The organism is Pantoea sp. BJFS-204, assembly GCF_049310725.1.
Taxonomy (GTDB): Bacteria; Pseudomonadota; Gammaproteobacteria; order Enterobacterales; family Enterobacteriaceae; genus Pantoea; species Pantoea agglomerans.
Window position 1 is genome coordinate 60364 of record NZ_JBMOWE010000007.1, and the last position, 23186, is coordinate 83549.

Annotated in this window: 22 protein-coding genes; 13 read left to right on the forward strand and 9 right to left on the reverse strand. The window is 56.8% G+C overall.

Translation table 11 applies throughout. The annotated features are described in order from the left end of the window. Positions 1–73: 73 nt before the first annotated feature. Together ghrB and ACO6VX_RS17920 are read left to right on the forward strand one after the other, a co-directional pair. Entirely contained in the window at positions 74–1048 is a 975-nt protein-coding gene (gene ghrB, locus ACO6VX_RS17915) for a glyoxylate/hydroxypyruvate reductase GhrB (RefSeq protein WP_263054530.1), read from the forward strand. A gap of 81 nt (positions 1049–1129) precedes the next feature. Further along, positions 1130–2380 carry a valine--pyruvate transaminase gene (locus ACO6VX_RS17920; RefSeq protein WP_052270965.1) on the forward strand — a complete coding sequence of 417 codons (1251 nt, stop codon included), beginning with the start codon at positions 1130–1132 and terminating at the stop codon, positions 2378–2380. On the opposite strand, the gene ACO6VX_RS17925 is transcribed toward ACO6VX_RS17920, so the two are convergent. Then, the gene (locus ACO6VX_RS17925) at positions 2377–3828 is read right to left on the reverse strand and encodes a PLP-dependent aminotransferase family protein (protein ID WP_342606205.1); all 1452 of its coding nucleotides are present in this window, start codon (positions 3826–3828) and stop codon (positions 2377–2379) included. The two genes, ACO6VX_RS17920 and ACO6VX_RS17925, sit on opposite strands and share 4 nt — an antisense overlap. A gap of 167 nt (positions 3829–3995) precedes the next feature. Here ACO6VX_RS17925 and ACO6VX_RS17930 point away from each other — a divergent pair, with 167 nt between their 5' ends. Genes ACO6VX_RS17930 through ACO6VX_RS17955 form a run of 6 tightly spaced genes read left to right on the forward strand, consistent with a single transcriptional unit; the run spans position 3996 to position 9718 of the window. Further along, the gene (locus ACO6VX_RS17930) at positions 3996–5462 is read left to right on the forward strand and encodes a hypothetical protein (RefSeq protein ID WP_033785854.1); all 1467 of its coding nucleotides are present in this window, start codon (positions 3996–3998) and stop codon (positions 5460–5462) included. 17 nt (positions 5463–5479) lie between these two features. Next, positions 5480–6754: an ATP-grasp domain-containing protein gene (locus ACO6VX_RS17935; RefSeq protein WP_266094413.1), complete on the forward strand. Its 1275-nt coding sequence runs from the start codon at positions 5480–5482 to the stop codon at positions 6752–6754. Further along, a complete protein-coding gene (locus ACO6VX_RS17940; RefSeq protein WP_022624802.1) occupies positions 6742–7449 on the forward strand; it encodes a class II glutamine amidotransferase in 708 nt (235 codons plus the stop codon). The genes ACO6VX_RS17935 and ACO6VX_RS17940 overlap by 13 nt, the downstream gene beginning before the upstream one ends. A gap of 5 nt (positions 7450–7454) precedes the next feature. Further along, positions 7455–8255, forward strand: coding sequence for a hypothetical protein (locus tag ACO6VX_RS17945; protein ID WP_422458246.1), 801 nt, complete (start codon positions 7455–7457; stop codon positions 8253–8255). Between the two features lie 29 nt (positions 8256–8284). Then, on the forward strand, positions 8285–8785 hold the full coding sequence (locus ACO6VX_RS17950; protein WP_010258916.1) for a YbaK/EbsC family protein: 501 nt from the start codon (positions 8285–8287) through the stop codon (positions 8783–8785). A gap of 21 nt (positions 8786–8806) precedes the next feature. Next, positions 8807–9718, forward strand: coding sequence for an EamA family transporter (locus ACO6VX_RS17955; RefSeq protein WP_033768428.1), 912 nt, complete (start codon positions 8807–8809; stop codon positions 9716–9718). Between the two features lie 62 nt (positions 9719–9780). Here the strand turns inward: ACO6VX_RS17955 and ibpA are convergent, their stop codons facing one another. Beyond that, positions 9781–10197: a small heat shock chaperone IbpA gene (ibpA, locus tag ACO6VX_RS17960; RefSeq protein WP_010258920.1), complete on the reverse strand. Its 417-nt coding sequence runs from the start codon at positions 10195–10197 to the stop codon at positions 9781–9783. 290 nt (positions 10198–10487) lie between these two features. Between ibpA and ACO6VX_RS17965 the strand changes: the two genes are divergently transcribed. After that, a complete protein-coding gene (locus ACO6VX_RS17965) occupies positions 10488–10856 on the forward strand; it encodes a YceK/YidQ family lipoprotein (RefSeq protein ID WP_223564587.1) in 369 nt (122 codons plus the stop codon). On the opposite strand, the gene ACO6VX_RS17970 is transcribed toward ACO6VX_RS17965, so the two are convergent. The 7 genes from ACO6VX_RS17970 to dnaA all read right to left on the reverse strand — a co-directional run bounded on the left by ACO6VX_RS17970 (position 10831) and on the right by dnaA (position 20134). After that, positions 10831–12090 carry a DUF3748 domain-containing protein gene (locus tag ACO6VX_RS17970; RefSeq protein ID WP_422458247.1) on the reverse strand — a complete coding sequence of 420 codons (1260 nt, stop codon included), beginning with the start codon at positions 12088–12090 and terminating at the stop codon, positions 10831–10833. The genes ACO6VX_RS17965 and ACO6VX_RS17970 overlap by 26 nt on opposite strands. A 115-nt stretch (positions 12091–12205) precedes the next feature. Then, positions 12206–13015, reverse strand: a complete 810-nt coding sequence (gene yidA, locus ACO6VX_RS17975) for a sugar-phosphatase (protein WP_010258924.1) — start codon at positions 13013–13015, stop codon at positions 12206–12208. A 99-nt stretch (positions 13016–13114) separates the two neighbouring features. Further along, a complete protein-coding gene (locus tag ACO6VX_RS17980) occupies positions 13115–13594 on the reverse strand; it encodes a YhcH/YjgK/YiaL family protein (RefSeq protein WP_010258925.1) in 480 nt (159 codons plus the stop codon). 192 nt (positions 13595–13786) lie between these two features. Further along, positions 13787–16195: a DNA topoisomerase (ATP-hydrolyzing) subunit B gene (gyrB, locus tag ACO6VX_RS17985; RefSeq protein WP_010258926.1), complete on the reverse strand. Its 2409-nt coding sequence runs from the start codon at positions 16193–16195 to the stop codon at positions 13787–13789. Between the two features lie 18 nt (positions 16196–16213). After that, complete coding sequence (gene recF, locus ACO6VX_RS17990; RefSeq protein ID WP_010258927.1) at positions 16214–17299, reverse strand: DNA replication/repair protein RecF; 1086 nt, start codon at positions 17297–17299, stop codon at positions 16214–16216. Between the two features lie 314 nt (positions 17300–17613). After that, the gene (gene dnaN / locus ACO6VX_RS17995) at positions 17614–18714 is read right to left on the reverse strand and encodes a DNA polymerase III subunit beta (RefSeq protein WP_010258930.1); all 1101 of its coding nucleotides are present in this window, start codon (positions 18712–18714) and stop codon (positions 17614–17616) included. A 4-nt stretch (positions 18715–18718) separates the two neighbouring features. Then, the gene (dnaA, locus tag ACO6VX_RS18000; protein WP_010671615.1) at positions 18719–20134 is read right to left on the reverse strand and encodes a chromosomal replication initiator protein DnaA; all 1416 of its coding nucleotides are present in this window, start codon (positions 20132–20134) and stop codon (positions 18719–18721) included. A gap of 597 nt (positions 20135–20731) precedes the next feature. Here dnaA and rpmH point away from each other — a divergent pair. The 4 genes from rpmH to yidC are packed head-to-tail and all read left to right on the forward strand — an operon-like array spanning position 20732 to position 23116. Next, positions 20732–20872, forward strand: coding sequence for a 50S ribosomal protein L34 (rpmH, locus tag ACO6VX_RS18005; RefSeq protein ID WP_003849659.1), 141 nt, complete (start codon positions 20732–20734; stop codon positions 20870–20872). 14 nt (positions 20873–20886) lie between these two features. Continuing rightward, the gene (rnpA, locus tag ACO6VX_RS18010) at positions 20887–21246 is read left to right on the forward strand and encodes a ribonuclease P protein component (RefSeq protein WP_008926396.1); all 360 of its coding nucleotides are present in this window, start codon (positions 20887–20889) and stop codon (positions 21244–21246) included. Then, complete coding sequence (gene yidD, locus ACO6VX_RS18015; protein WP_008926397.1) at positions 21210–21467, forward strand: membrane protein insertion efficiency factor YidD; 258 nt, start codon at positions 21210–21212, stop codon at positions 21465–21467. Before rnpA ends, yidD begins: the two co-directional genes overlap by 37 nt. Positions 21468–21469: 2 nt before the next feature. After that, positions 21470–23116 carry a membrane protein insertase YidC gene (gene yidC / locus ACO6VX_RS18020; protein WP_010258933.1) on the forward strand — a complete coding sequence of 549 codons (1647 nt, stop codon included), beginning with the start codon at positions 21470–21472 and terminating at the stop codon, positions 23114–23116. Positions 23117–23186 lie beyond the last annotated feature (70 nt).

Here is a 23186-nt window from a genome sequence, read left to right on the forward strand (position 1 = left end):
AGCGTAAACGTTAGCCTCTATTTCTCCGGGCGGCCTGCAAGCCGCCCGCTACTTATTGACCGGGAGCCACCGAATGAAACCCGCTGTAATTCTCTATAAAAAACTGCCCGACGATCTCTATGCTCGCCTGGCTGAACAGTGTGACGTGACGGAAATCAGCGATCTCTCGCCGGAAAGCCAGCAGGAACATGCTACGGCGTTTCAGCAGGCAGAAGGTCTGCTGGGATCGGGCGGTAAAGTGAATGGTGAGCTGCTGGCGAAGATGCCCAATCTGCGCGTCTGCTCCAGCGTCTCTGTAGGCTATGACAATTTTGATGTGGATGCGCTGAATCAGCGTCACGTGGTGCTGATGCACACGCCGACCGTGCTGACCGAAACCGTGGCGGACACCATGATGGCGCTGGTACTGAGCACCGCGCGTCGGGTACCGGAACTGGATGCCTGGGTCAAAGCGGGCAACTGGCAGAAGAGCATCGGTCCGGCACAGTTCGGCATCGACGTGCATCATAAAACGCTGGGTATTCTCGGCATGGGACGTATCGGGATGGCGCTGGCGCAGCGCGCCCACTTTGGCTTCGGTATGAAAATCCTCTACAACGCCCGCCGCGAGCATGAAGAGGCGCAGTCGCGCTTTGGCGCACAGCGCTGTGAGCTGGAGGCGCTGCTGAAGCAGAGTGATTTCGTCTGCATCAGTTTGCCGCTGACTGAAGAGACGCACCATCTGATCGGTGCCGCCGAGCTTGAACTGATGAAGCCGGATGCGGTGCTGATCAACGCCGGTCGCGGGCCGGTGGTGGATGAGAATGCGCTGATCGCCGCATTGCAGGCGGGCAAACTGCATGCCGCCGGGCTGGATGTGTTTGAGCAGGAGCCGGTCTCTGCCGACTCTCCGCTGCTGTCGCTGCCCAATGTGGTGACGCTGCCGCATATCGGTTCTGCCACCCATGAAACCCGCTACGGCATGATGCAGGATGCGGTAGAGAATCTCCTCGCTGCACTCGGTGGAAGCGTCGAGAAAAACTGCGTGAACCCGCAGGCGCTGAAGTAATCCCCTCGCCTTTCCATTGCGCCCGCCCATGGCGGGCGTTATGGTGGACCCCCGATTCGCTATCACAAATATTTAACCGCTATGTCTTTTTCTCAGTTCGGCGACAAATTTACCCAACATTCCGGCATCTCACGTCTGATGGAAGATATGGGCGCGGGCCTGCGAACGCCCGGCACCATCATGCTGGGCGGCGGTAATCCGGCGCAGATCCCGGCCATGAACGACTACTTTCAGCAACTGCTCCAGCAGATGCATGAGGAAGGCAAACTCAGCGAGGCGCTGTGCAATTACGACGGCCCGCGCGGAAAAGCGACGCTGCTGGCGTCGCTGGCCGGGCTGCTGAGCGATCAGCTTGGCTGGCCCATCACCGCACAGAACATTGCGCTGACTAACGGCAGCCAGAGCGCCTTCTTCTATCTGTTCAATCTGTTCGCCGGTCGTCGGGCCGATGGCAGCAAAAAGCGGGTGCTGTTCCCGCTGGCGCCTGAGTATCTGGGCTATGCGGATGCCGGCCTGGAAGAGGGGCTGTTTGTGTCGGCGAAGCCGAACATTGAGCTGCTGCCGGAAGGTCAGTTTAAATATCATGTCGATTTTGAGCATCTGCCGATGAACGAAGAGGTCGGGCTGATCTGCGTATCGCGCCCGACCAACCCCACCGGCAACGTGATCACCGATGATGAACTGATGCAGCTCGATGCGCTGGCACAGCAGCATGACGTGCCGCTGCTGATCGACAATGCCTATGGCGTGCCGTTCCCCGGCATCATCTTCAGCGAGGTGCGCCCGCTGTGGAACCCCAACATCATTCTCTGCATGAGTCTGTCGAAGCTCGGCCTGCCGGGTGCGCGTTGCGGCATCATTATCGCTGACGAGAAGACCATCACCGCGCTGAGCAATATGAACGGCATCATCAGTCTGGCGCCCGGCAGTATCGGTCCGGCCATTGCCAATGAGATGATCCGTCGCGGCGATCTGTTACGGCTCTCCGAAGAGGTGATTAAGCCGTTCTATCAGCAGAAGGTGCAGCAGACCATTGCGATCCTGCGGCGCTATCTGCCGGAAGACCGCTGCCTGATCCACAAGCCGGAAGGGGCGATTTTCCTCTGGCTCTGGTTCCGCGATCTGCCGATCACCACCGAATTGCTTTATCAGCGGCTGAAAACGCGCGGCGTGTTGATGGTGCCGGGCCACTTCTTCTTCCCGGGACTGGAACAGGCGTGGCCGCACACCCATCAATGTATGCGGATGAATTACGTGCCGGATGCAGAGAACATTGAGCGGGCGGTGCAGATTCTGGCGGAAGAGGTTGAGAACGCCTGGCGCGACAGCTAATCCTGCGTATCGGTTAACGACAGCTGGCACCACTGTGCCAGCTGCTGAATTGCCTGTTCCACTTCCGCATTCCAGCCAAAACCGGCATTCAGCCGGAAACAGTGATCGTAGCGCTGGTCGGTGGCAAAAATGTGGCCCGGCGCAATGCCGATGCCCGCGTTGCGCGCTTTCAGAAACAGCTCGCGCACGTTCAGCGCCTGTCGGGGCATCTCAACCCACAGCACATAGCCTCCTTCCGGATCGGACACCCGGGTCCCCGCCGGAAATTCCCGCAGCACTGACTGACGCATTTCACGGATTTGTCGTGCCAGCTCACGCCGCAGCTTACGCAGGTGAGCATCATAGCCGCCGCTGCGCAGCAGCTCCGCCACCGCCGCCTGCGACAGCACCGAGGTGCCCATGGTTGAGGTATATTTCAGTGAGGCGATTTTGCGCATGTAGTTGACGCTGTGAACCCAGCCGATACGAATGCCTGGCGCCACGGTTTTAGAGAAGCCGCTGCAGAGAATGGCGTTGGGGCTGAAGGCGCGCATCGGGAAAGGGCGGCGTTCACCAAAGGCAGTATCGCCAAAAATATCATCCTCAATAATCACCACGTCGTTTTCATCCGCCTGCCGCGCAATATAGGCCTTATGCTCGTTGGGAATGCTTTTTCCCAGCGGATTGTTGACGTTGCACAGGGTGAGAAAGACCCGCACCGCCTTGCGCTGAAACAGCCCGGTGAGCTTCGCGACATCGACATACCCTTCCGGCCCGGCTTCCACTTCAATCACCCGTAAATTGAGGTTATGCAGCATCTGCAGCAGCACGAAATAGCAGGGTGATTCCACGGCGACCACATCGCCCGGCTGGGTCGTGGCGCGCAGCGACAGCGAGATCGCCTCAATGCAGCCGTTGGTGATCAGAATATCGTCAGCGCTGATATTGCAGCCGTAACCCACTGCCCGGCGGGCAATCTCTGTTTTCAGCGGCGCATAGCCGGTGCCCTTCACCGTATTCCCGAGCAGGGCCGGTTTGCTGTAGCCCATCTGACGCATCAGCAGGCCGATGCGCTTGACCGGATAGAGTGCACTGTCACCGTTGGCCAGATCGAGACGCACCCGGCAGTCTGAGCCAAGCATCGCCAGATGGAGTTCTGTCTGCTCATCAAGCGGCGCGATGGCGCGCGGCTGTTCACTGACGGCGGGCAGCTGACGCGAAGAGGGCCGCTGCGGGGCAACAAAAAAGCCCGATTTGGGGCGGGCAACGGCGTAGCGCTCATCTTCCAGCGTGCGCAGTGTCTTCAGAGCGGTGGTGAGGCTGACATTGTACTGCGTCGCCAGCGTGCGCACCGACGGCAGACGGCTGTCAGGTGCCAGCGAACCGGCATGAATGGCCTGCTTGATCTGTTCTGCGATCTGGCGGTAACGACTGTTCTGACTCTCCTGTTCCCCGATAATATCGGCCATCTGTTCCACCCCATATCGCGCTGATCTGTGCATATTCAACAGAGTACATTCAAAGTACTTTAGGCTGCATCTCTTAATTATTCATAACGCTAAACGGCCCGGCGACCCCGTCAGCCCCGGGCTTCAGACCATAAAGTGATTCTGTTCACCTGAGGAAAACGTGAGAAATGAATAATCTGCCCGCCATGATGAAGGAGATGGAAGCGTATCTGTCACCCGCCATCATTGAGTCCGCTCAGCGCTGCTCTCTTCGCCTGCTGGCAGCGTTGCCGGATCAGCAGCAGCTGGAGAATAACCGTGTGCTGCTCGCCTATGGCGGGGGAAAAGACAGCAGCTACATGGTGGCTTACGTGCGTTACATTCAGGGACTGATCTGGCAGCAGCAGGGCAGCACCTTTCATCTGCGGATCAGCACCAATCGCCATGCGGCGATGAATCAGAGCGTAATGGAGAATATCCACCGCGTTTATCAGTCGCTGGCGATGCATGACGATGAACGGGTGGAGTGCCTGGTGGTGGATGGCCTGCTTATCCGGCCGTTTGACCGCGACCTGCCGATGCCGGAGAGCGTGCGGCAGCAGAACCGTAATGATGTGCTGATGAATGGCCACCGGTTTCGCGCCGACGCGCGCTCGACCTTCTGCAACGCCTGTAATCTCAGCATGGTGAACTCCTTTGGCCTGGCGGCAGACTACAACGGTGGCGTGGATCTGATTGTTACCGGCGACTCGCCACAGGAGCAGGCCGCCTATGTCGCCTGGGCGCGGCACCTCTCACGGCTGTTTGATGCGCCAGTGGCGGACAAAACCCGGGGCTTCAGCGGGTTTCTGCAGACGCTGGATGGCGTGGCAGAGCGCTACTTCAGCGATGTTTATGGCGCCGATCAGCTGACGCCTGCGCACCGCATCACCCACCAGCTGGCGCGCAATCCACTGTTCTTCAACATCTATCAGGACACCGCCTATGAAGCGGGCGCGCACTGGGCACTGCTCAGCGAATTTATGCGCTTCCGTTTTGATGCGCTGATGTTCAGTTTTTCCGAATCCGACTGCGGTAATCCGACGCTGATGGCGCACCTGCGCGGATTGCGGGCAGAAACGCTGCTGCAGCGCCACTATGCCGAAGGGATCCGCGAATATGTGCGCTTTGCGCTGGGACTGATGGTGAAGAAAGATTTTCCGCCCGCGCTAATCGATGAGATGGCAGCACGCTATCAGGATGACGCCGCGATCCAGCGGCAGCGGCAGCGCGCGGCGGACTTCGCCATACAGGCGTTTGACCTCAGTGAAGATCAGCTGATCTGCATGATCTACTCCCCGTTCCTGGCGCAGGGAGAGCAGCTCGGACACTGGCTGATGCAGCAGCAGATTACGCTGGATGAGGCGGCCATCCGCGATCTGCTTGAGCAACGCAGTGAAGATCGCGCGCTGGCACAGCAGTTAACCCGGCTCTCCGGCATGACGCTGACGCAGATGCGACACTGCTGGCAGAGCAAGCCGGTCAGTTCGCTGCTGGAGGGCAAAAGCGCCGATCCGCTGTCGCGCGTGCTGCGTTTTGATCCCCACAAAGCGGTGATTCAGGTCAATAACGGTGTGCTCAATGACATCGTGACAGAAATCATTTCCGGGCGATAACCCGGTAAGGCGAGGCGATGAAAAAGATTTTTCTGCAAATTGGCGCCACCCGCGACGGGCAAAATCCTTACTGCGCGGTGGCGAAGCGCGACGGCTATTTTACCGTGCTGGCTGAAATGGGTGATTTCGTCGATTACCAGTCGTTAAGCCTGGCTCTGCCGTTTGATCTGATCATTCGCCTCGATCGCCCTGAGAATCCCTGGGAGGTGATGCAGGCCTATCTGCACGCCGGTTTACTGGCGCATCCGCTGGTGGTGCTGGCGGGCTTTGAAGCCTACAACGCCAGCGCCGGACGACTGCGCGAGATGCTGGCCGGGCCGGATGCGCCCGCCGCCTTTATTCCGCTGGATAAATATGCGCAGCGCATGGCGCTGAAAAAAGCGTGGCCGCGCTTCCCGCAGCCGGAGTTCCGCTTTTTCGCCTCGCCGCTCAGCATTCTGGATGCCGGACAGGCGCTGATCTATCCCTGCGTCGTGAAGCCGGTGGATGGCGGCGGCGGCCTGGGCATCTGGCTGATTGAGCATGCCGATCAGCTGCATAGCGTAGTGAAACAGCTGGTGCAGACCATGAATTACGGCGGACGCGGCTTCAGCGGCTTTATTGTGGAAAGCGCGCTGATCGGCGATGAGTTTTCATTACAGGGCGTGGTGCATCAGGGACATCCCCAGGCGCTGACCTGCTGCCAGAAGGTGATTGAGCAGCACCGGGATGCTGAGGGCTGCGTCAGCTTTTATGAGTCGGGGCATGTGGCGATGGCGGCAGCGGCCCTGCCGGTCTCGTTCAGCAGCCTGATGACCTTCTGTTGCGAAACCTTTGGCTACCGTCAGGGTGCATTTCATATCGATTTTATTGTGGTCAACGGCGTGCCGCATTTCCTGGAGATGGGGTTCCGGCTCTCCGGCATGGGTGTGGCGACGCTGGTGCAGGAGGCGACCGGCATCAACTGGGCGGAAGTCACCTTCCGGCTGGAGGCGGGTGGCGCATTGCCCGCGTTTGCCTTCACCACACCCGGTGCGGTCGGCCAGCTGCGGTTACGGCAACCGGCGCAGCTGCAGGCTGCCGAACGCTGGATCGATCAGCATCAGCAGGGCGCGCTGTTACCGCCACTCAGATTGCCTGCGTTACAGGTTTCGTCACGCTCATCGCTCTATGCCGACCTGACGCGTCACGCGGGCATTCTGGCCACTTTCAGCCTGACGGCCACAGCGCGTGAGCCGATTATGACCACTTTTCAGCAGGTGATTACCGCGCAGCCGGTGGCGGCCGGGAGAGATAAAGTATGTGCAGGATGATTCTGGCGCATGGCCGGTTCGACAGCGCAGAGATTCTGGAGGCGGCGCGCGCCATGAGCTGCGGTGAAAGCGCCGAACACGATGGCCCGATCAAATCACACCCTAACGGCTGGGGCTGTCTGTGGCTCGAAGAGGGTGAGATTCGTACCCTGCACGGCACCGGCGCGTTCGCAGAAGCGCTGCCCGGTATCGATGTAGATCGCCTGCGCAGCCGGTTTCTGGCGGTGCATGTGCGGCACGCCACGCTGAGTAAAAATCAGGGACTGGCGTTTTCTCATCCGCTGTGGCGCAACAGCGCCGGACATCAGTGGTACATGATGCATAACGGCTTTCTGCCGACGATTTACCGCCAGCTCGGTCTGGCCGAATCGCGCTTCGATTCAGAAGAGTATCTGCGTTATCTGGTGGATCAGACCACGCCTGCCGATTTCACCCGCGACTATCTGCGCGCAAAGATGGCGCAGGTAGAGCCGGGCGGCAGCGCAGGGAATGCCATTTTCGTCACCCGTGACAAAGCCTGGGCGTGGCAGTGGTATCCGCACGACACGCCCTGGCCCGACTATTTTACGATGCATTTTCAGCAACAGGATGGTTGCACGCTGATCGCCTCTGAACCCGTGGCAATACCAGGCAGCGCTGGCAACTGGCGGCGAATGAACAATCATGAACTCTATGAAATACCGTTTAGGGAGTGATAAACATGGCAATTTTCAATCAGTTCCGCGTGATTAATCCCAACATGTTTGTGGAATCGACCTGGCTGGATGACATCGTTACCGCACGGGTGCCGCTGCTGGTGCTGCGTAATTTCCTGACGCCAGAGGTGCGGGAAGCGGTGGTGACTGACCTGCAGAGCTGCCGGGAAAAGATCCGTGTCTCCCACTATCCCAATGGCGCGCTGACCACGCTCGGCCCCTATCTGGCGCGTCATACTGCGGCTCCCGATAACTACTTTACCGAGCTGCGCGATATCCAGCCGGCGTTGCCGCCCTCACTGAATACGCTGCGCGAACAGATTTACCGCTGGGTTCAGCATGCGCTGCGGCTGGAAAGCTTACGCATCGCCCACGAACCGGGTTGTGGAGACTACGCCGGTTCTATCGTGCGCTTTCATGCCATTGGCGTCGCGAACCCGCTGCACAACGACAATATCGTGCGCGACGCCGCAGAGACTTCGCTGGTGGTGACGCAAATCCTGCATCAGCTCAGCTGCGTGGTCTGCCTGCAGGAGTGCAACGCGGGTGGGGCACTGCGCATCTACAACAAAAAGTGGTCGCCAGAGGATGAGCAGTTCAAAACCGCCGGGGAGCTGGGTTATCGCAGTGGGGTGATTGAAAACAGCGAGATCTGCGAATTTTCACCACGCAGTGGCGATATCTATCTGTTTAATCCTGCGTTTTATCATGAGATCGATCGGGTCGAAGGCGATACCCGTATCACCATGGGTTTCTTTTTCGGGCTGACCGATAAAAAAATGAAACACGCTATCGCCTGGAGTTAAGCCGGGCTGTGCCAGAACAGGAGAAGGGAATGACGACGTTTGAAAAAATCACTGCGCTGCTGGATCAGCAGCAGGCCAGCTACCGCGTGGTGGAACATGAGGCGATAGGGCAGACCGAACAGATCAGCCAGATACGCGGTAACCTGCTGGGTCAGGCGGCCAAAGCGATGGTGCTGGAGGTCAGCATGCCGGACGGTGCGCCATCGCGTCAGCTGCTGGCGATAGTGCCGGGCGACTGCCGGATCAATTTCAAAAGTGCGGCGCGCGCCATCGGCGGCAAAAAATCCTCTTTTGCTGCTCCGGAGCTGGCGCAGGCGCTGACGGGCTGTGTGATGGGCGCGGTACCGCCGTTTAGTTTTGATGACCGGCTGGCGCTGCGGGTGGATACCCGACTGCAACAGGTCGGAACGTTATGGTTTAACGCGGGCGAACTGGATAAGTCGATCGCGCTGGCTGTAGATGATTATTTTCGCATCGTGGGTGAAGGCTGCTGTGCCGATATCGCGACCCCGATTGCGGTCACCGCCTGACGGCAGGACAAGGAGTTTCTGATGTCGGTAAAAGATATGCTGTTAGCGCTGTGCGTGGTGGTGGCGTGGGGCGTCAATTTTGTGGTGATCAAGCTGGGACTGCAGGGTATGCCGCCTTTTTTGCTCGCCGGGCTGCGTTTTACCCTGGTCGCCTTTCCCGCCATTTTCTTTGTGCGTCGCCCGCCGATTCCGCTGCGCTGGCTGGTGGTTTATGGCATGACCATCAGTTTTGGTCAGTTCGCCTTTCTGTTCCTGGCGATCAAGCTCGGCATGCCTGCCGGTCTGGCCTCGCTGGTGCTGCAGGCGCAGGCATTCTTTACCCTGTTGCTGGGCGCGCTGTTGCTGGCGGAGAGGCTGCGCTGGAATCATATTGTCGGGATTATCATCGCTACGCTGGGGATGTTTTTGCTGGCGACGGCAGGCATGGAAGGGCAGACCAGCGCCGGTATCACGCTGACCACCATGATGCTGACGCTGTCGGCGGCGCTCTCCTGGGGACTGGGTAATATCACCAATAAGATTATTATGCGGAACCGCAGCGTGCCGATCATGTCACTGGTGGTCTGGAGTGCGCTGGTGCCGATCGTTCCTTTCTTTGCCTGTTCGCTGCTGTTTGATGGTCAGGCCGCCATCGTTTACAGCCTGCTGCATATCGGCCTGCAGACCGTGCTGGCGCTGTTCTATCTGGCGTTTGTCGCCACCATTGTGGGTTACGCTATCTGGGGGAATCTGCTGAGTCGCTACGAAACCTGGCGCGTCGCGCCGCTGTCGCTGCTGGTGCCGGTGGTGGGGATTATTACCGCCGCGCTGGTGCTGGATGAGCATCTCTCCGGGCAGCAGATGCTGGGTGCGGTGGTGATTATACTGGGGCTGCTGGTCAATGTGTTTGGTGGCGTGCTGGGTCAGCGTTTAGCGATGCGAACGCAGCCGTAAGGACAAGTCTGCCTTCAGATATAAGGGCAAAAAAAACGCCGCTAACGCGGCGTTTGTCATGGTTACTTCAGAATCTCAATACGGCGTGGTTTCGCCTCTTCCGGCACCAGTCGTTCAAGATCGATGCTCAGCAGACCATTTTCGAGACGGGCATCGCGCACCACAATGTGGTCGGCGAGCTGGAATTTACGCTCGAAGTTACGCTCGGCGATACCCTGATACAGGTATTTACGCTCGGTCTGCTCTTCAGGATGGGCACCCCGCACGATCAGCACGTTATCGTGCGCCGTGATATCCAGTTCGCTCTGAGCAAAACCGGCCACCGCAATAGTAATGCGATAGTGATTTTCATCGACCAGTTCAACGTTATAGGGAGGATAGCCGCCATTGCTCTGATTCTGATTAGATTCGAGCAGGTTAAACAGGCGATCAAAACCGATAGCAGAGCGATAAAGTGGGGTGAGATCAAAATTACGCATATTAAGACTCCTGAATTTCAGCAAGTTTTGGCAACCTTCCACTACTGGACAGGCTGGATACGGCACCCCACTGTCCCTTGCGGCAACGGTGAGTGCGTCCGTAAACTAAAAATGGGTGCCACAAGACCATTTTCAAGAGGGTGAAATGCAATTTTTTTCGCCAATTTGAGGAAATGACATACACTCAGGACTACATTTGCCAGACCCAGACGGACTTCGCCCCAGAGTGTTGACGTTGTCTGGCAAGCAAACTCAGCCAGGCTTATGCCATGACTGAAGGGATGATGATGATGAAATTGATGAAGACCTTACCTCTGGCTGGAGTGGTGTGCTGCGCAATGGCAACAACCGGCTGTTCCAGCGTGATGTCTCACACAGGTGCGAGTCAGGGCTACTATCCAGGCACCCGTGCCAGCGCTGATATGCTGTCCGATGGTGATACCAGCTGGGCGCTGAAGCCGCTGGCGTTAATCGATCTTCCTTTCTCTGCCGTGCTGGATACGCTGCTGCTGCCGTGGGACTACTACCGCAGCGACAAAGATAAATCTCTCGACTCTCCACGTGAACGCATCCTGCAGAGCGAAAGGCTGGCGCATACGCAGGAAAGCCTGGCGCAGGCGCAGCCTATGCCTCCTATGCGGTCACTGCCGCAACCGTAAAGAGTTGCCGCCAGCCATTCACCTCACGCATATAAGCAATCTGTGTACCATCAGGTGACCAGACCACCGCGTCACCTGATGGCGCCTCTTCTGTTCTGCGGGTCAGACGCTGACACGCGCCGCTCTCAACGTCACATCGCATCACGCTGTTATCGCAGACAAAAGCGATCGCCTGGCCGTCAGGATGCCAGCTAAAGGCGGACTGAATGCTGTGGCTGAGTCGGGTGATCTGACGCGGTTCGCCGCCGTTGGGGGAGACCGTCCAGAGCTGGATCACCTCTGCGGCATCCGCCATCAGAAACGCTATCTGGCTGCCATCCGGTGCGGCGCGCAGCCAGTGGCGAGGTTGCAGAGCCACACCACGGCTGTGCGTCAGGCGACGCTGCTGCACGCCAGCCGGTGGCGCAGGTAACTGCTGGCTGCTGCCCTCCAGCGGCGTCTCTCCGGCGCGGGCGTAATCCTCCAGTGCATCAGGCAGATCAACAATAAAAACTTCAGGCCTTTTTTCGCCCTGCGCCGTCAGCGTGTCGCCAATAAAGGCGATCGCCCAGCGCTGCCAGCTGCCGTCCGGCTTCTGGTAGCCACGCTCACCGACCCAGCACTCCTCACAGGCACGATTAATCTGGTCACTGCCTGGCAGCGGTTCCGCATGCGTCTGGCTCACCAGCAGGCAAAAAAAGGTGCCGTCATATTCGCGCGGATGCTGCTTTTCGGGCGTTACAGCGCAAAGGGGCACCGCGATGCCGACGTTGCGCAGATCGAGCCGGCTATCCAGTTCGTGCATTACGTGGTCATTGTAGGTAAAGCTCAGGCGAGAACCGTCGGGACTGAAGACATGTACATGCGAGCCGCCACGCAGCGCGCCAGGAGTAAACGGTGGCGTGATATCGCAGGCATCCAGATTCACCGCCGCACCGTTCTGAACGATCACCCCGCGCCGGTGGTGGAAGTCATACTGCCAGCTGGCATCGGGATGTTCCGGGCCATGAATGCAGACGTAGCGCGGTGGCAGGTCGGGACTGACCGTCACGACGCCGACATGGGCACCATGCCGGGCCTGATAGAGCACCTCCACCTCACCGGTCATCACATTGACCCGCTCAATGGTCTGACTGGTAAACGATGCGCCCGATGGACGAACGTCAAACGCCAGCCACTGGCTATCGGCAGTCCAGACATTAATATTGGTGAGCTGATGCTGACGGGCAGCAAAGGTGATCTGTTTTTCTGACATGATGAAACCCACGGAGAAAGAGTTGCCCGACAAATTACGCGATTCTGTTTTGCGGTGCAGCAATTTTGCCGGGTTAGGGGATCCGGGCCGAAGTGGCCCGGCAGAGAACAGGCCGTTACAGCACTAACTCTTCGATGGCATGCGCGACGCCATCTTCCATATTGGTTTTGGTGATGAACTGAGCAATTTTCTTAACAGAGTCAATGGCATTCCCCATTGCGACACCCGTTCCTGCGTATTCGATCATCGCCAGGTCATTCTCCTGATCGCCAATCGCCATCACTTCTTCCTGCTTCAGGCCGAGCTTCTCAGCCAGCATTTTGACGCCCTGGCCTTTATTCACCCGACGATCGAGGATTTCGAGGTAATAAGGCGCGCTCTTCAGGATGGTGTAGGTCTGCTGAGCATGCCCGGGCAGGCGGGCAATCGCCGCGTCGAGAAGAGCGGGCCGGTCGATCATCATCAGTTTCGGGAAGCGCATGGCACGATCCATCTCCTCCACCGCGCGGTAGCGCACCGGAATGCCGGTCAGGCTCGCTTCATGGATGGTGTATTCGCTGATGTCTTTGTTAGGGGTATAGAGATGGGTTTTGTCGAATGCCTGGAAATGTACGCCAAGCTCACGTGCCAGGTTCTCAATGTAGAGGTAGTCGTCAAAGGTCAGCGTCACTTCCGCCACGCACTCACCATCTTCGGCCTGATGAACCAGCGCACCGTTGTTGCTGATCGCGTACTGGCCGGGCGTCTGCATATCCAGTTCCATGAGATAGCGCTGGATACCCACAAACGGCCGGCCGGTGGTCAGAACAATCGACACCCCTTGCTGACGGGCGCGATCCAGGGCGGATTTCACCGCCGGTGTGATCTCATGTTGCGGGTTGAGCAGGGTGCCATCCATGTCGATAGCGATCAATTTAATAGCCATAGAGTCCTCGTAGCGTCTGGGTTTTGTTCAATGCTAGCGCGATTCAGCGCACATTGACCAGTTTCATGGCAGGCGAGAACGGCCAGCTGACCGCCAGCTTCAGGCGGTAAAGAGATCGCGGTGGATTTTAATCACGGCTTTTCGGATTGTTGCGGGTTCGCCAGGGGCGCAGCAGGGACGATGAATATCGTGCGGGAAAAAGAGCGCGAACATGCCGGGCATCAGCGTAATCACAGACTCATTCAATATCTTCTGATAAAAAACGACGTCTCGCTGCTGGGCAAAATCTTCGGTGATGTGCTGGTCGGGATGGGCGCGGGCCACGCCAATATTTTCGGTGCCTGCCAGCAGATACTGAATATCGATGTAGTTGAAGTGGGACTCCGCTTTGCGTGCGCTGGCCGGTTCGGTCATCATCTCCTGCACCAGACAGAACATTTTGTTGTCGGGCAGGATCTCATATTTGCCGGTTTCCAGCTGGCTGAAATCTGTGCTGGCAATCCAGCTTATCGCCTGATCGACTACCGGATGAAAGGCGTGACGTTCTCTGTCCCAGTCGTGACGATCGCAAACAATCATGGTGTAACTCCCTGTGTGGAATAGTGCGCGGTAAATGCGCAAAGAGGGGCAAGAGTAAGGGAGCTGACCGGGTTAAAACGTGATCGGGATCGCAGCATGCGGGCAGGAAGGCACGCCCTGGCGGGTTTTCCGCCCGGACGGCACAAAAAAAAGGCCATCACCTGGGTGATGGCCTTTCATCTCTGATGCCGGTTAAATATCGATATTGGCGGCTTTCAGCGCATTTTCTTCGATGAAGGCGCGGCGCGGTTCAACCGCATCGCCCATCAGGGTAGTGAACAGCTGGTCAGCGCCAATCGCATCTTTAATGGTGACGCGCAGCATGCGACGGCTGTCTGGATCCATGGTGGTTTCCCACAGCTGCTCCGGGTTCATCTCGCCCAGACCTTTGTAGCGCTGGACCGAGAGGCCGCGACGCGACTCTTTAATCAGCCACTCAATCGCCTGTTCGAAGCTTGCCACTGGCTGACGACGCTCGCCACGTTCGATGTAAGCATCTTCTTCCAGCAGACCACGCAGTTTGCTGCCCAGGGCGCAGATTTTGCGATACTCAGGACCCTGAATGAAATCAGCATCCAGCGGATAGTCAGTATCTACACCGTGGGTACGGACGCGCAGTACCGGCTCGAACAGGTTTGATTCGCGGTTTTCACGCACCTGTGCCAGATAGGTGCTGCCGTGCGCTTCGCGTTCAGTCAGATAGCTCACCAGACCATTCAGCCAGGTTGTAACCTCTGCTTCGCTGGTCAGGTCGCTCAGCGTGTCGTGATAAATCATCGCACGCAGCATGGCCATCGGATAACGGCGCTCCATACGCTTGATCATCTTCTGGGTGCTGTTGAAGTCAGTGACCAGCGTCTCCAGCGGCTCACCGCCCAGCGCCGGCGCGCTGGCATTGGTGTGCAGCGTCGCGCCATCAAGCGCGATAGCGATCTGGTATTGATCCATCGCTTCATCATCTTTGATGTACTGCTCCTGCTTGCCTTTCTTCACTTTGTAGAGTGGCGGCTGGGCGATATAAACGTGGCCGCGCTCAATGATTTCAGGCATCTGACGATAGAAGAAGGTCAGCAGCAGGGTACGGATGTGCGAACCATCGACGTCGGCATCGGTCATGATGATGATGCTGTGATAGCGCAGCTTGTCCGGGTTGTACTCGTCGCGACCAATACCGCAGCCCAGCGCGGTGATCAGCGTGGCCACTTCCTGGGAGGCGAGCATCTTGTCGAAACGCGCTTTCTCAACGTTAAGAATCTTACCTTTCAGCGGCAGAATCGCCTGGTTTTTACGGTTACGGCCCTGTTTGGCCGAGCCGCCTGCGGAGTCACCCTCCACCAGGTAGATTTCAGACAGCGCCGGGTCGCGCTCCTGGCAATCCGCCAGTTTGCCTGGCAGACCCGCCAGGTCCAGCGCGCCTTTACGGCGAGTCATTTCACGGGCGCGGCGTGCCGCTTCACGGGCACGGGCAGCGTCAATAATTTTGCCGACTACAATTTTGGCGTCTGATGGATTTTCCAGCAGGTATTCAGCCAGCAGCTCATTCATCTGCTGCTCAACCGCTGTTTTCACCTCGGAGGAGACCAGTTTATCTTTGGTCTGCGAGGAGAATTTAGGATCCGGCACTTTCACCGAAACCACAGCGATCAGACCTTCACGGGCATCATCACCGGTGGCGCTGACTTTGGCCTTCTTGCTGTAACCCTCTTTTTCCATGTAGGCATTCAGGGTACGGGTCATCGCTGAACGGAAACCGGCGAGGTGTGTACCGCCGTCGCGCTGTGGGATGTTGTTGGTAAAGCAGTAGATATTTTCCTGGAAGCCGTCGTTCCACTGCAGCGCCACTTCCACACCAATGCCATCTTTCTCGGTAGAGAAATAGAACACGGTAGGGTGAATCGGGGTTTTGTTTTTGTTGAGGTACTCAACAAACGCCCGGATGCCGCCTTCATAGTGGAAGTGATCGCTTTTGCCATCACGCTTATCATCCAGACGAATCGACACGCCGGAGTTCAGGAATGAGAGTTCACGCAGGCGTTTCGCCAGGATGTCATACTCAAAATCGCGCACGTTGGTAAAGGTTTCGTGGCTCGGCCAGAAACGCACACGGGTCCCGGTAATGTCGGTCTCACCCGTCACCGCCAGCGGTGCCTGCGGTACGCCATGGACGTAAATCTGCTGATGCACTTTGCCTTCGCGACGGATGGTCAGCTCCAGCTTCTGCGACAGGGCGTTAACCACGGAGACGCCCACGCCGTGCAGGCCGCCGGAGACTTTATAGGAGTTATCATCGAACTTACCGCCAGCATGCAGCACGGTCATGATCACTTCAGCGGCAGAGATGCCCTCTTCTTCGTGAATACCGGTAGGAATGCCGCGTCCATCATCCTGCACCGATACGGAGTTATCGGCATGGATGGTGACCACAATGTCACTACAGTGACCAGCGAGCGCTTCGTCGATTGCGTTATCCACGACCTCGAATACCATGTGATGCAGACCGGTACCGTCATCGGTATCGCCGATATACATGCCCGGGCGTTTGCGTACCGCATCAAGTCCTTTCAGGACTTTAATACTTGAGGAGTCATAAGAATTCGACATCAACGTTTCTCGCTCATTTTAATCTTCAGGTTGAACCGCTATTTTACCCTGTTCCACGCGGAACATCTTGCCCTTTTCGTCGGTCATGTCGATTACATGTCCGGCAGAAATTGCGCTGACAAACACCTGAGCCTGAGTGGCTTTTAACCGTTCCGCCAACAGGCGTCGGCGGCTCTCATCCAGCTCAGAAGCAAAGTCATCAATGAGGTAAATACAGCGGCGTCCGCTCTGGCTTGTCAGGAACTCGCCCTGTGCCAGACGCAATGCACACATCAGCAGTTTTAACTGCCCGCGTGAGAGTAAATCTTCTACCGGCGTCCCTTCAGCCCGAATACGAAAATCCGCTTTATGGGGGCCGCTGGCGGTATAGGTCAGTGCGCGATCGCGCTCGAAGTTACGTTCCAGCAGTTCGGCGTAGTCGCTCTCTTTGTCCCAGCCACGCTGGAATGAGAAGCGCAGCTCAAATTCCGGCAGAAACTGGCCACAGGTGGCGGTGATCTCCGCTGAAATCGCCGCACTGTATTCCGCCCGCCACTGGCTGATCTGTTCAGCCAGCGGAACCAGCTCCTGATCCCAGGGACGAATCTGGCTGTAGCGTGAGACCTGGCGCAGCGCCGCGTTCCGCTGTTTAAGCAGGCGGCGCATGTTGTTCCAGGCGTTAAAAAAGCCGGGGGTGTTATGAAAGCAGCCCCAGTCGACATAGGCTCTGCGATATTTGGGGCCGCCATTCAGCAAACTAAAGCCTTCAGGGGTGATTAACTGCATCGGCAACAGCTGCGCCAGCTCCGCGACCTTGTGACCATCGCTGCCATCAATGCGCACTTTGCTGTCACCTGCACGGTTTTTGGTCAGCCCGACTGAAATTTCCCGCTCTTTGTTTTCCAGACGCCCATGCAGCACAAACGCCGCCTCGTCGTGACGAATCACGCGTCCCGCCTGCAGGCTGCGAAACGAACGGCCATGCCCCAGAGTATGAATCGCTTCTAAAACGCTGGTTTTACCACTGCCGTTGGCGCCGACCAGGAAATTAAAGCCGGGTGCCAGCTGCAGGTCAGCCTGCTCAATATTACGAAAATCTTTGATAAGAAGGCGGGTTAAAGCCATGAATCAGTCCAGCGTGAAGGGCAATAAAATTTTGGGCCTGGCGATCCAGGGCGTCAACGGCAAAGCAGGTTTGCCCGATACCTCAGTCACCAGGCCGTCGGCGTCGCAGCTACGTTGCGCCCCGCCAGCGCACAGCCACCGGAGCGTACTGAAGTACGTGAGGATGGCGAGCACTGCCGGGGCACAACGTAGCAAGTAAGCCAGGCCGATATATTCTACAAGAAGCGCGCAGGCCCTGGGAGCATACTGAAGTATGTGACCAGGGGCGAGCACTGCCCGGAATCAGAATGGCAAGTAAGCCAGGCCGATATATTCTACAAGCGCATGGGCATCACGACATAGGCCGCTGCCGGACTCGCCACATCCTCAATCTGCACGCTCGACACCGAATCGGTCAGCAGCAGACGGACGTTTTCGCACTTCAGCGCATTCAGCACATCCAGCACGTAACTGACGTTGAAGCCAATCTCCAGTTCCGTGCCGTTATAGCTGACATCCAGCATCTCTTCCGCTTCTTCCTGTTCAGGGTTATTGGCGGTGATCTTCAGCTGATTTTCGGTGATATAGAGGCGAACACCGCGGAACTTCTCGTTAGAGAGGATAGCGGCGCGGGCAAAGGCCTGTTTGAGCAGATCGCAGCCCGCTTCCAGTGCTTTGTCCGGATTCTTCGGCAATACGCGACGATAATCGGGGAAACGGCCATCAACCAGCTTAGAGGTAAAGATGTAGTCGCCGACATGCGCACGGATATTGCTGCCGCCAATCTGAACCTGCAGAGGTGTATCGCCGCCATCCAACAGACGCAGCAGTTCAATCACGCCTTTACGCGGCACAATCACCGAATGACTCGGCAGCGCCTGACCAATCGGCATGGAGCAGACGGCCAGACGGTGACCGTCAGTGGCCACGGTGCGCAGCTCTTCCCCTTCGGTTTCAAACATCATGCCGTTGAGGTAGTAACGCACATCCTGATGCGCCATCGAAAACTGAGTCGCTTCAATCAGCCGTTTCAGCGTTGCCTGCGGCAGGGTAAATTCAACTTCACTCTGCCAGTCGTCAAGATTCGGGAAGTCACTGGCGGGCAGGGTCGACAGCGAAAAACGGCTGCGGCCAGAGCGCACCAGCATGCGATCGCCTTCCAGTGCCAGAGTAATTTCTGCGCCATCCGGCAATCCGCGACAGATATCGAGGAATTTACGCGCCGGAACGGTGGTGGATCCAGGCTCATGTGCCTGAGTCAGCGCCACGCGTGCGACCATCTCCATTTCCAGATCGGTACCGGTCAGCAACAGCGAACCTTCAGTTACCTGCAGCAGCAGGTTTCCGAGGATCGGCAGCGTCGGACGACCACCCAGGGGGCCACTTACTTGTTGCAGCGGCTTCAGCAACTGCTCACGTTCAACAATAAATTTCATAGCGTCAGGAAGATAATGTTCTGATGAGATTAGAGAAATCTTCTTTGATATCGTGGCTCTCTTCACGCAGCTGCTCAATCTTGCGGCAGGCATGAAGCACCGTTGTATGGTCGCGCCCCCCAAAAGCATCGCCAATTTCTGGCAAGCTATGGTTGGTTAACTCTTTCGCCATCGCCATCGCCATCTGGCGCGGACGTGCCACCGAGCGCGAACGGCGCTTGGAAAGCAGATCCGCCACCTTAATTTTGTAGTACTCAGCCACGGTCTTCTGAATATTATCAATGGTGACCAGCTTTTCCTGCAGCGCCAGCAGATCGCGCAGCGCTTCGCGCACGAAGTCGATGGTAATCGCCCGGCCAGTGAAGTTGGCATTGGCGATCACGCGATTCAGCGCGCCTTCCAGCTCACGCACGTTAGAGCGTAACCGCTTGGCAATAAAGAAGGCGACTTCACCAGGCAGACGGATGTCGTTCTCATCCGCTTTTTTCATCAGGATCGCCACACGCGTTTCCAGCTCAGGCGGCTCGATCGCCACCGTTAAACCCCAGCCGAAACGTGATTTAAGACGATCTTCCACCCCGTTGATCTCTTTTGGATAGCGATCCGAGGTGAGGATGATCTGCTGATTGCCCTCTAATAAGGCATTAAAGGTGTGGAAGAACTCTTCCTGCGATCGCTCTTTATTAGCAAAGAACTGAATGTCATCGATCAGCAGCGCATCTACCGAACGGTAGTAGCGTTTGAACTCTTCAATCGCATTGTTCTGTAGTGCTTTAACCATGTCCTGCACGAAGCGCTCGGAGTGCATATAAACCACTTTTGCATTGGGTTTTCGGGCAATGATGCCGTTGCCCACCGCATGCAACAGGTGCGTTTTACCGAGACCGGTGCCGCCATACAGAAACAGCGGGTTGTAAGCGCCGCCTGGATTATCCGCCACCTGACGTGCCGCCGCGCGCGCCAGCTGGTTAGATTTACCCTCGACGAAGTTATCGAAGTTATGACGGTTGTTCACATTTGAGCGATAGGTGACGTCGGCCGGAGCCGGGACATTATCCCAGCTGGGACGCATGATCTGCGTCGGGGCCGGACGAATATGGCTCTGTACGGGCATCACGGGCGCGCTGACGCTGGCCATTACAGGCTGGCTGACCGCTGCCGCCTGCTGCTGAACCGGGCGCGTTCCCACTTCAAAACGCAGCGTGGGCACGTTTGGACCGCAGAATTCATTCAGCAGTGCATTGATACTATTAAGGTATTTGTCCCGAACCCAGTCGAGTACGAAGCGATTTGGAGCATACAAGGCAAGCGTATTGTCGTTTAACTCAGCCTGCAGTGGACGGATCCACATGCTGAATTCGGTGGCAGGAAGCTCATCCTGCAAACGGGCAAGACACTGTTGCCAAAGCGTAAGTGACACGGCGGACTCCACTCGTACAAATTCGAAAAGAATAGTAGGCGTTACTCTAAGAAACGTTCATTTTTGACACAGACGCTAAGAAAGCGCCTGCGACCGCTATCAGCGGTTTTCCGTCCTGCAATCACCGGAGGATCGTCAGCGGAAGGGCGGATCATAGCGCAAAGCGAGGCAGAGATCTTCCCTTTCTACACAGTTTTGATCCTTTTTATCCACAGGCCAGAGGCGCGCAAAGAAGTTTACGCCAGTTGCGGGAAAAACCAGCAGGGATCTGACGCAATCCATTAAAATTTCGGGCGACATCTCATTTTATCCCCAGGATCCGGCAAGCCGATCGCAATAAGATCCCGTGCGATCCTTGCGCTTTAGTGCGGAGCCCGTATAATTCTCCACCCGACATTGAGCCATCAGGCGCAAAGTCGGGACTCTGCGGGCTGTATGCGGGTTTTCAGGCACTATGACACGCGAAGTAAATTGACTCGGGACTGTACAATTATTACAATCCCGCCTCTTTATTAAAGACACATTGAGGCGTAGGTCGATTTTCTGGCCCGAAACGCGTCACCCAGTGAAAATTTTCAAGTTTAGGTAGAAACCGCCATGAAACGCACTTTTCAACCGTCCGTACTGAAGCGCAACCGTTCACACGGTTTCCGTGCTCGTATGGCAACAAAAAATGGTCGTCAGGTTCTGGCACGTCGTCGTGCTAAAGGCCGTTCTCGTCTGACCGTTTCTAAGTAATAAAGCAAGCCCTGATGGGTAAGCTCGCATTTCCCAGGGAGTTACGTTTGTTAACTCCCACTCATTTCACTTTCGTCTTCCAGCAGCCACAACGGGCTGGCACGCCGCAAATTACTATTCTCGGCCGCCTTAACGCGCTGGGGCATCCCCGCATCGGTCTCACCGTCGCTAAAAAACATGTGAAACGCGCTCATGAACGCAACCGGATCAAGCGATTGACCCGCGAAAGCTTTCGTCTGCGTCAACATGAACTGCCGTCGATGGACTTCGTGGTGGTCGCGAAGAAGGGGGTTGCCGATCTGGATAACCGTATGCTGGCGGAAGCGTTGGAGAAATTATGGCGTCGTCACTGTCGCCTGGCGCGCGGCTCCTGATCGTCCTGATACGCGTCTATCAACGCGGCATCAGTCCATTACTGGGACCACACTGTCGGTTTCACCCGACCTGCTCTCATTACGGAATTGAGGCATTACGCAGGTTCGGCCTGATAAAAGGCAGTTGGTTGACATTAAAACGCGTATTAAAATGCCACCCCTTGAACCCGGGTGGTGACGATCCTGTGCCGCCAAAAACCTTTGATACCAGAGAACATTAACGATGGATTCGCAACGCAATCTCTTTCTCATCGCTTTTCTGTTCGTGACCTTTATGATCTGGCAAGCCTGGCAGACGGACCACGCTCCGCAGCCACAGCAGACGCAGACCACACAAGGCACAAACAGCGTAGCGGGTGATACCGCCAGTCAGGGTGTACCGGCCAGCGGTCAGGGCCAGACGATCACCGTTAAGACTGATGTCCTGTCATTGAATATCAACACCCGAGGCGGTGATGTTGAACAAGCACAGCTGCTGACTTTCCCGGACAAACTGGGTTCTAACCAGCCGTTCCAGCTGCTTGAAACAACGCCAGCGTTCCTTTATCAGGCACAGAGTGGTTTGACCGGTCGTAATGGCCCGGATAACCCGAACAACGGCGCGCGTCCGCTGTTCAACGCTGCGCAGGATCACTTCGAGATGGCTGATGGCCAGTCCGAACTGCGTGTGCCGATGACCTACACCGCTGAAAATGGCGTGGTTTACACCAAAACCTTCATCTTCAAGCGTGGCGAATATGCCGTTAATGTCGATTATCATGTCAACAACACCACCCAGCAGCCGCTGGAAGTGTCGCTGTTTGGCCAGCTGAAGCAGACCATCGATCTGCCTAAGCATCGTGATACCGGCAGCAACAACTTTGCTCTGCACACCTTCCGTGGCGCGGCCTACTCCACCAGCGAGTCGAAATATGAGAAGTATAAATTCGACACCATCGCGGATAACGAGAACCTGAACGCCACCACCAGCAATGGCTGGGTTGCGATGCTGCAGCAGTACTTTGCAACGGCATGGGTTCCGCGTACTGAAGGCACCAACACCCTTTACACCAGCAACCTGGGTAATGGCGTGGCGGCGATTGGCTATAAATCTGCACCGGTCACCATTGCCGCGGGCGCACAGCAGAATCTGGGTGCAACGCTGTGGGTCGGCCCGGAAATTCAGGACAAGATGGCAGCGATTGCGCCGCACCTTGATCTGACCGTAGATTACGGCTGGTTGTGGTTTATCTCTCAGCCGCTGTTCAAACTGCTGAAATTTATCCACAGCTTCATCGGTAACTGGGGCTTCTCCATTATCGTGATCACCTTCATCGTGCGCGGCATTATGTACCCGCTGACCAAAGCGCAGTACACCTCGATGGCGAAGATGCGCATGCTGCAGCCGAAAATTCAGGCGATGCGTGAGCGTCTGGGTGATGACAAGCAGAAGCAGAGCCAGGAAATGATGGCGCTGTATAAAGCAGAGAAAGTGAATCCGCTGGGTGGCTGTCTGCCGCTGGTGATTCAGATGCCAATCTTCCTGGCGCTTTACTACATGCTGTCAGGCTCGGTTGAACTGCGTCATGCGCCATTTATTCTGTGGATCCATGACCTGTCAGCGCAGGACCCGTACTACATCCTGCCGATTCTGATGGGCATCACCATGTTCTTCATTCAGAAGATGTCACCGACCACCGTGACCGATCCGATGCAGCAGAAGATCATGACGTACATGCCGGTGATTTTCACCGTGTTCTTCCTGTGGTTCCCGTCAGGTCTGGTGCTGTACTACATCGTCAGCAACCTGGTCACCATTCTCCAGCAGCAGCTGATTTATCGCGGCCTGGAAAAACGTGGTCTGCATAGCCGCGACAAGAAGAAAGCGTAAGCGATCCAGAGCGGGAGCAATCCCGCCCTAAAATAGTCTATTCTCAGGCGGTCAAAGCGACCGCCTGTGT

Bases quoted from the DNA above. Each gene is read 5' to 3' on its own strand.
- ghrB (WP_263054530.1), top strand. From the start codon at position 74: ATGAAACCCGCTGTAATTCTCTATAAAAAACTGCCCGACGATCTCTAT.
- ACO6VX_RS17920 (WP_052270965.1), top strand. From the start codon at position 1,130: ATGTCTTTTTCTCAGTTCGGCGACAAATTTACCCAACATTCCGGCATC.
- ACO6VX_RS17925 (WP_342606205.1), bottom strand. From the start codon at position 3,828: ATGGCCGATATTATCGGGGAACAGGAGAGTCAGAACAGTCGTTACCGC.
- ACO6VX_RS17930 (WP_033785854.1), top strand. From the start codon at position 3,996: ATGAATAATCTGCCCGCCATGATGAAGGAGATGGAAGCGTATCTGTCA.
- ACO6VX_RS17935 (WP_266094413.1), top strand. From the start codon at position 5,480: ATGAAAAAGATTTTTCTGCAAATTGGCGCCACCCGCGACGGGCAAAAT.
- ACO6VX_RS17940 (WP_022624802.1), top strand. From the start codon at position 6,742: ATGTGCAGGATGATTCTGGCGCATGGCCGGTTCGACAGCGCAGAGATT.
- ACO6VX_RS17945 (WP_422458246.1), top strand. From the start codon at position 7,455: ATGGCAATTTTCAATCAGTTCCGCGTGATTAATCCCAACATGTTTGTG.
- ACO6VX_RS17950 (WP_010258916.1), top strand. From the start codon at position 8,285: ATGACGACGTTTGAAAAAATCACTGCGCTGCTGGATCAGCAGCAGGCC.
- ACO6VX_RS17955 (WP_033768428.1), top strand. From the start codon at position 8,807: ATGTCGGTAAAAGATATGCTGTTAGCGCTGTGCGTGGTGGTGGCGTGG.
- ibpA (WP_010258920.1), bottom strand. From the start codon at position 10,197: ATGCGTAATTTTGATCTCACCCCACTTTATCGCTCTGCTATCGGTTTT.
- ACO6VX_RS17965 (WP_223564587.1), top strand. From the start codon at position 10,488: ATGAAATTGATGAAGACCTTACCTCTGGCTGGAGTGGTGTGCTGCGCA.
- ACO6VX_RS17970 (WP_422458247.1), bottom strand. From the start codon at position 12,090: ATGTCAGAAAAACAGATCACCTTTGCTGCCCGTCAGCATCAGCTCACC.
- yidA (WP_010258924.1), bottom strand. From the start codon at position 13,015: ATGGCTATTAAATTGATCGCTATCGACATGGATGGCACCCTGCTCAAC.
- ACO6VX_RS17980 (WP_010258925.1), bottom strand. From the start codon at position 13,594: ATGATTGTTTGCGATCGTCACGACTGGGACAGAGAACGTCACGCCTTT.
- gyrB (WP_010258926.1), bottom strand. From the start codon at position 16,195: ATGTCGAATTCTTATGACTCCTCAAGTATTAAAGTCCTGAAAGGACTT.
- recF (WP_010258927.1), bottom strand. From the start codon at position 17,299: ATGGCTTTAACCCGCCTTCTTATCAAAGATTTTCGTAATATTGAGCAG.
- dnaN (WP_010258930.1), bottom strand. From the start codon at position 18,714: ATGAAATTTATTGTTGAACGTGAGCAGTTGCTGAAGCCGCTGCAACAA.
- rpmH (WP_003849659.1), top strand. From the start codon at position 20,732: ATGAAACGCACTTTTCAACCGTCCGTACTGAAGCGCAACCGTTCACAC.
- rnpA (WP_008926396.1), top strand. From the start codon at position 20,887: ATGGGTAAGCTCGCATTTCCCAGGGAGTTACGTTTGTTAACTCCCACT.
- yidD (WP_008926397.1), top strand. From the start codon at position 21,210: ATGGCGTCGTCACTGTCGCCTGGCGCGCGGCTCCTGATCGTCCTGATA.
- yidC (WP_010258933.1), top strand. From the start codon at position 21,470: ATGGATTCGCAACGCAATCTCTTTCTCATCGCTTTTCTGTTCGTGACC.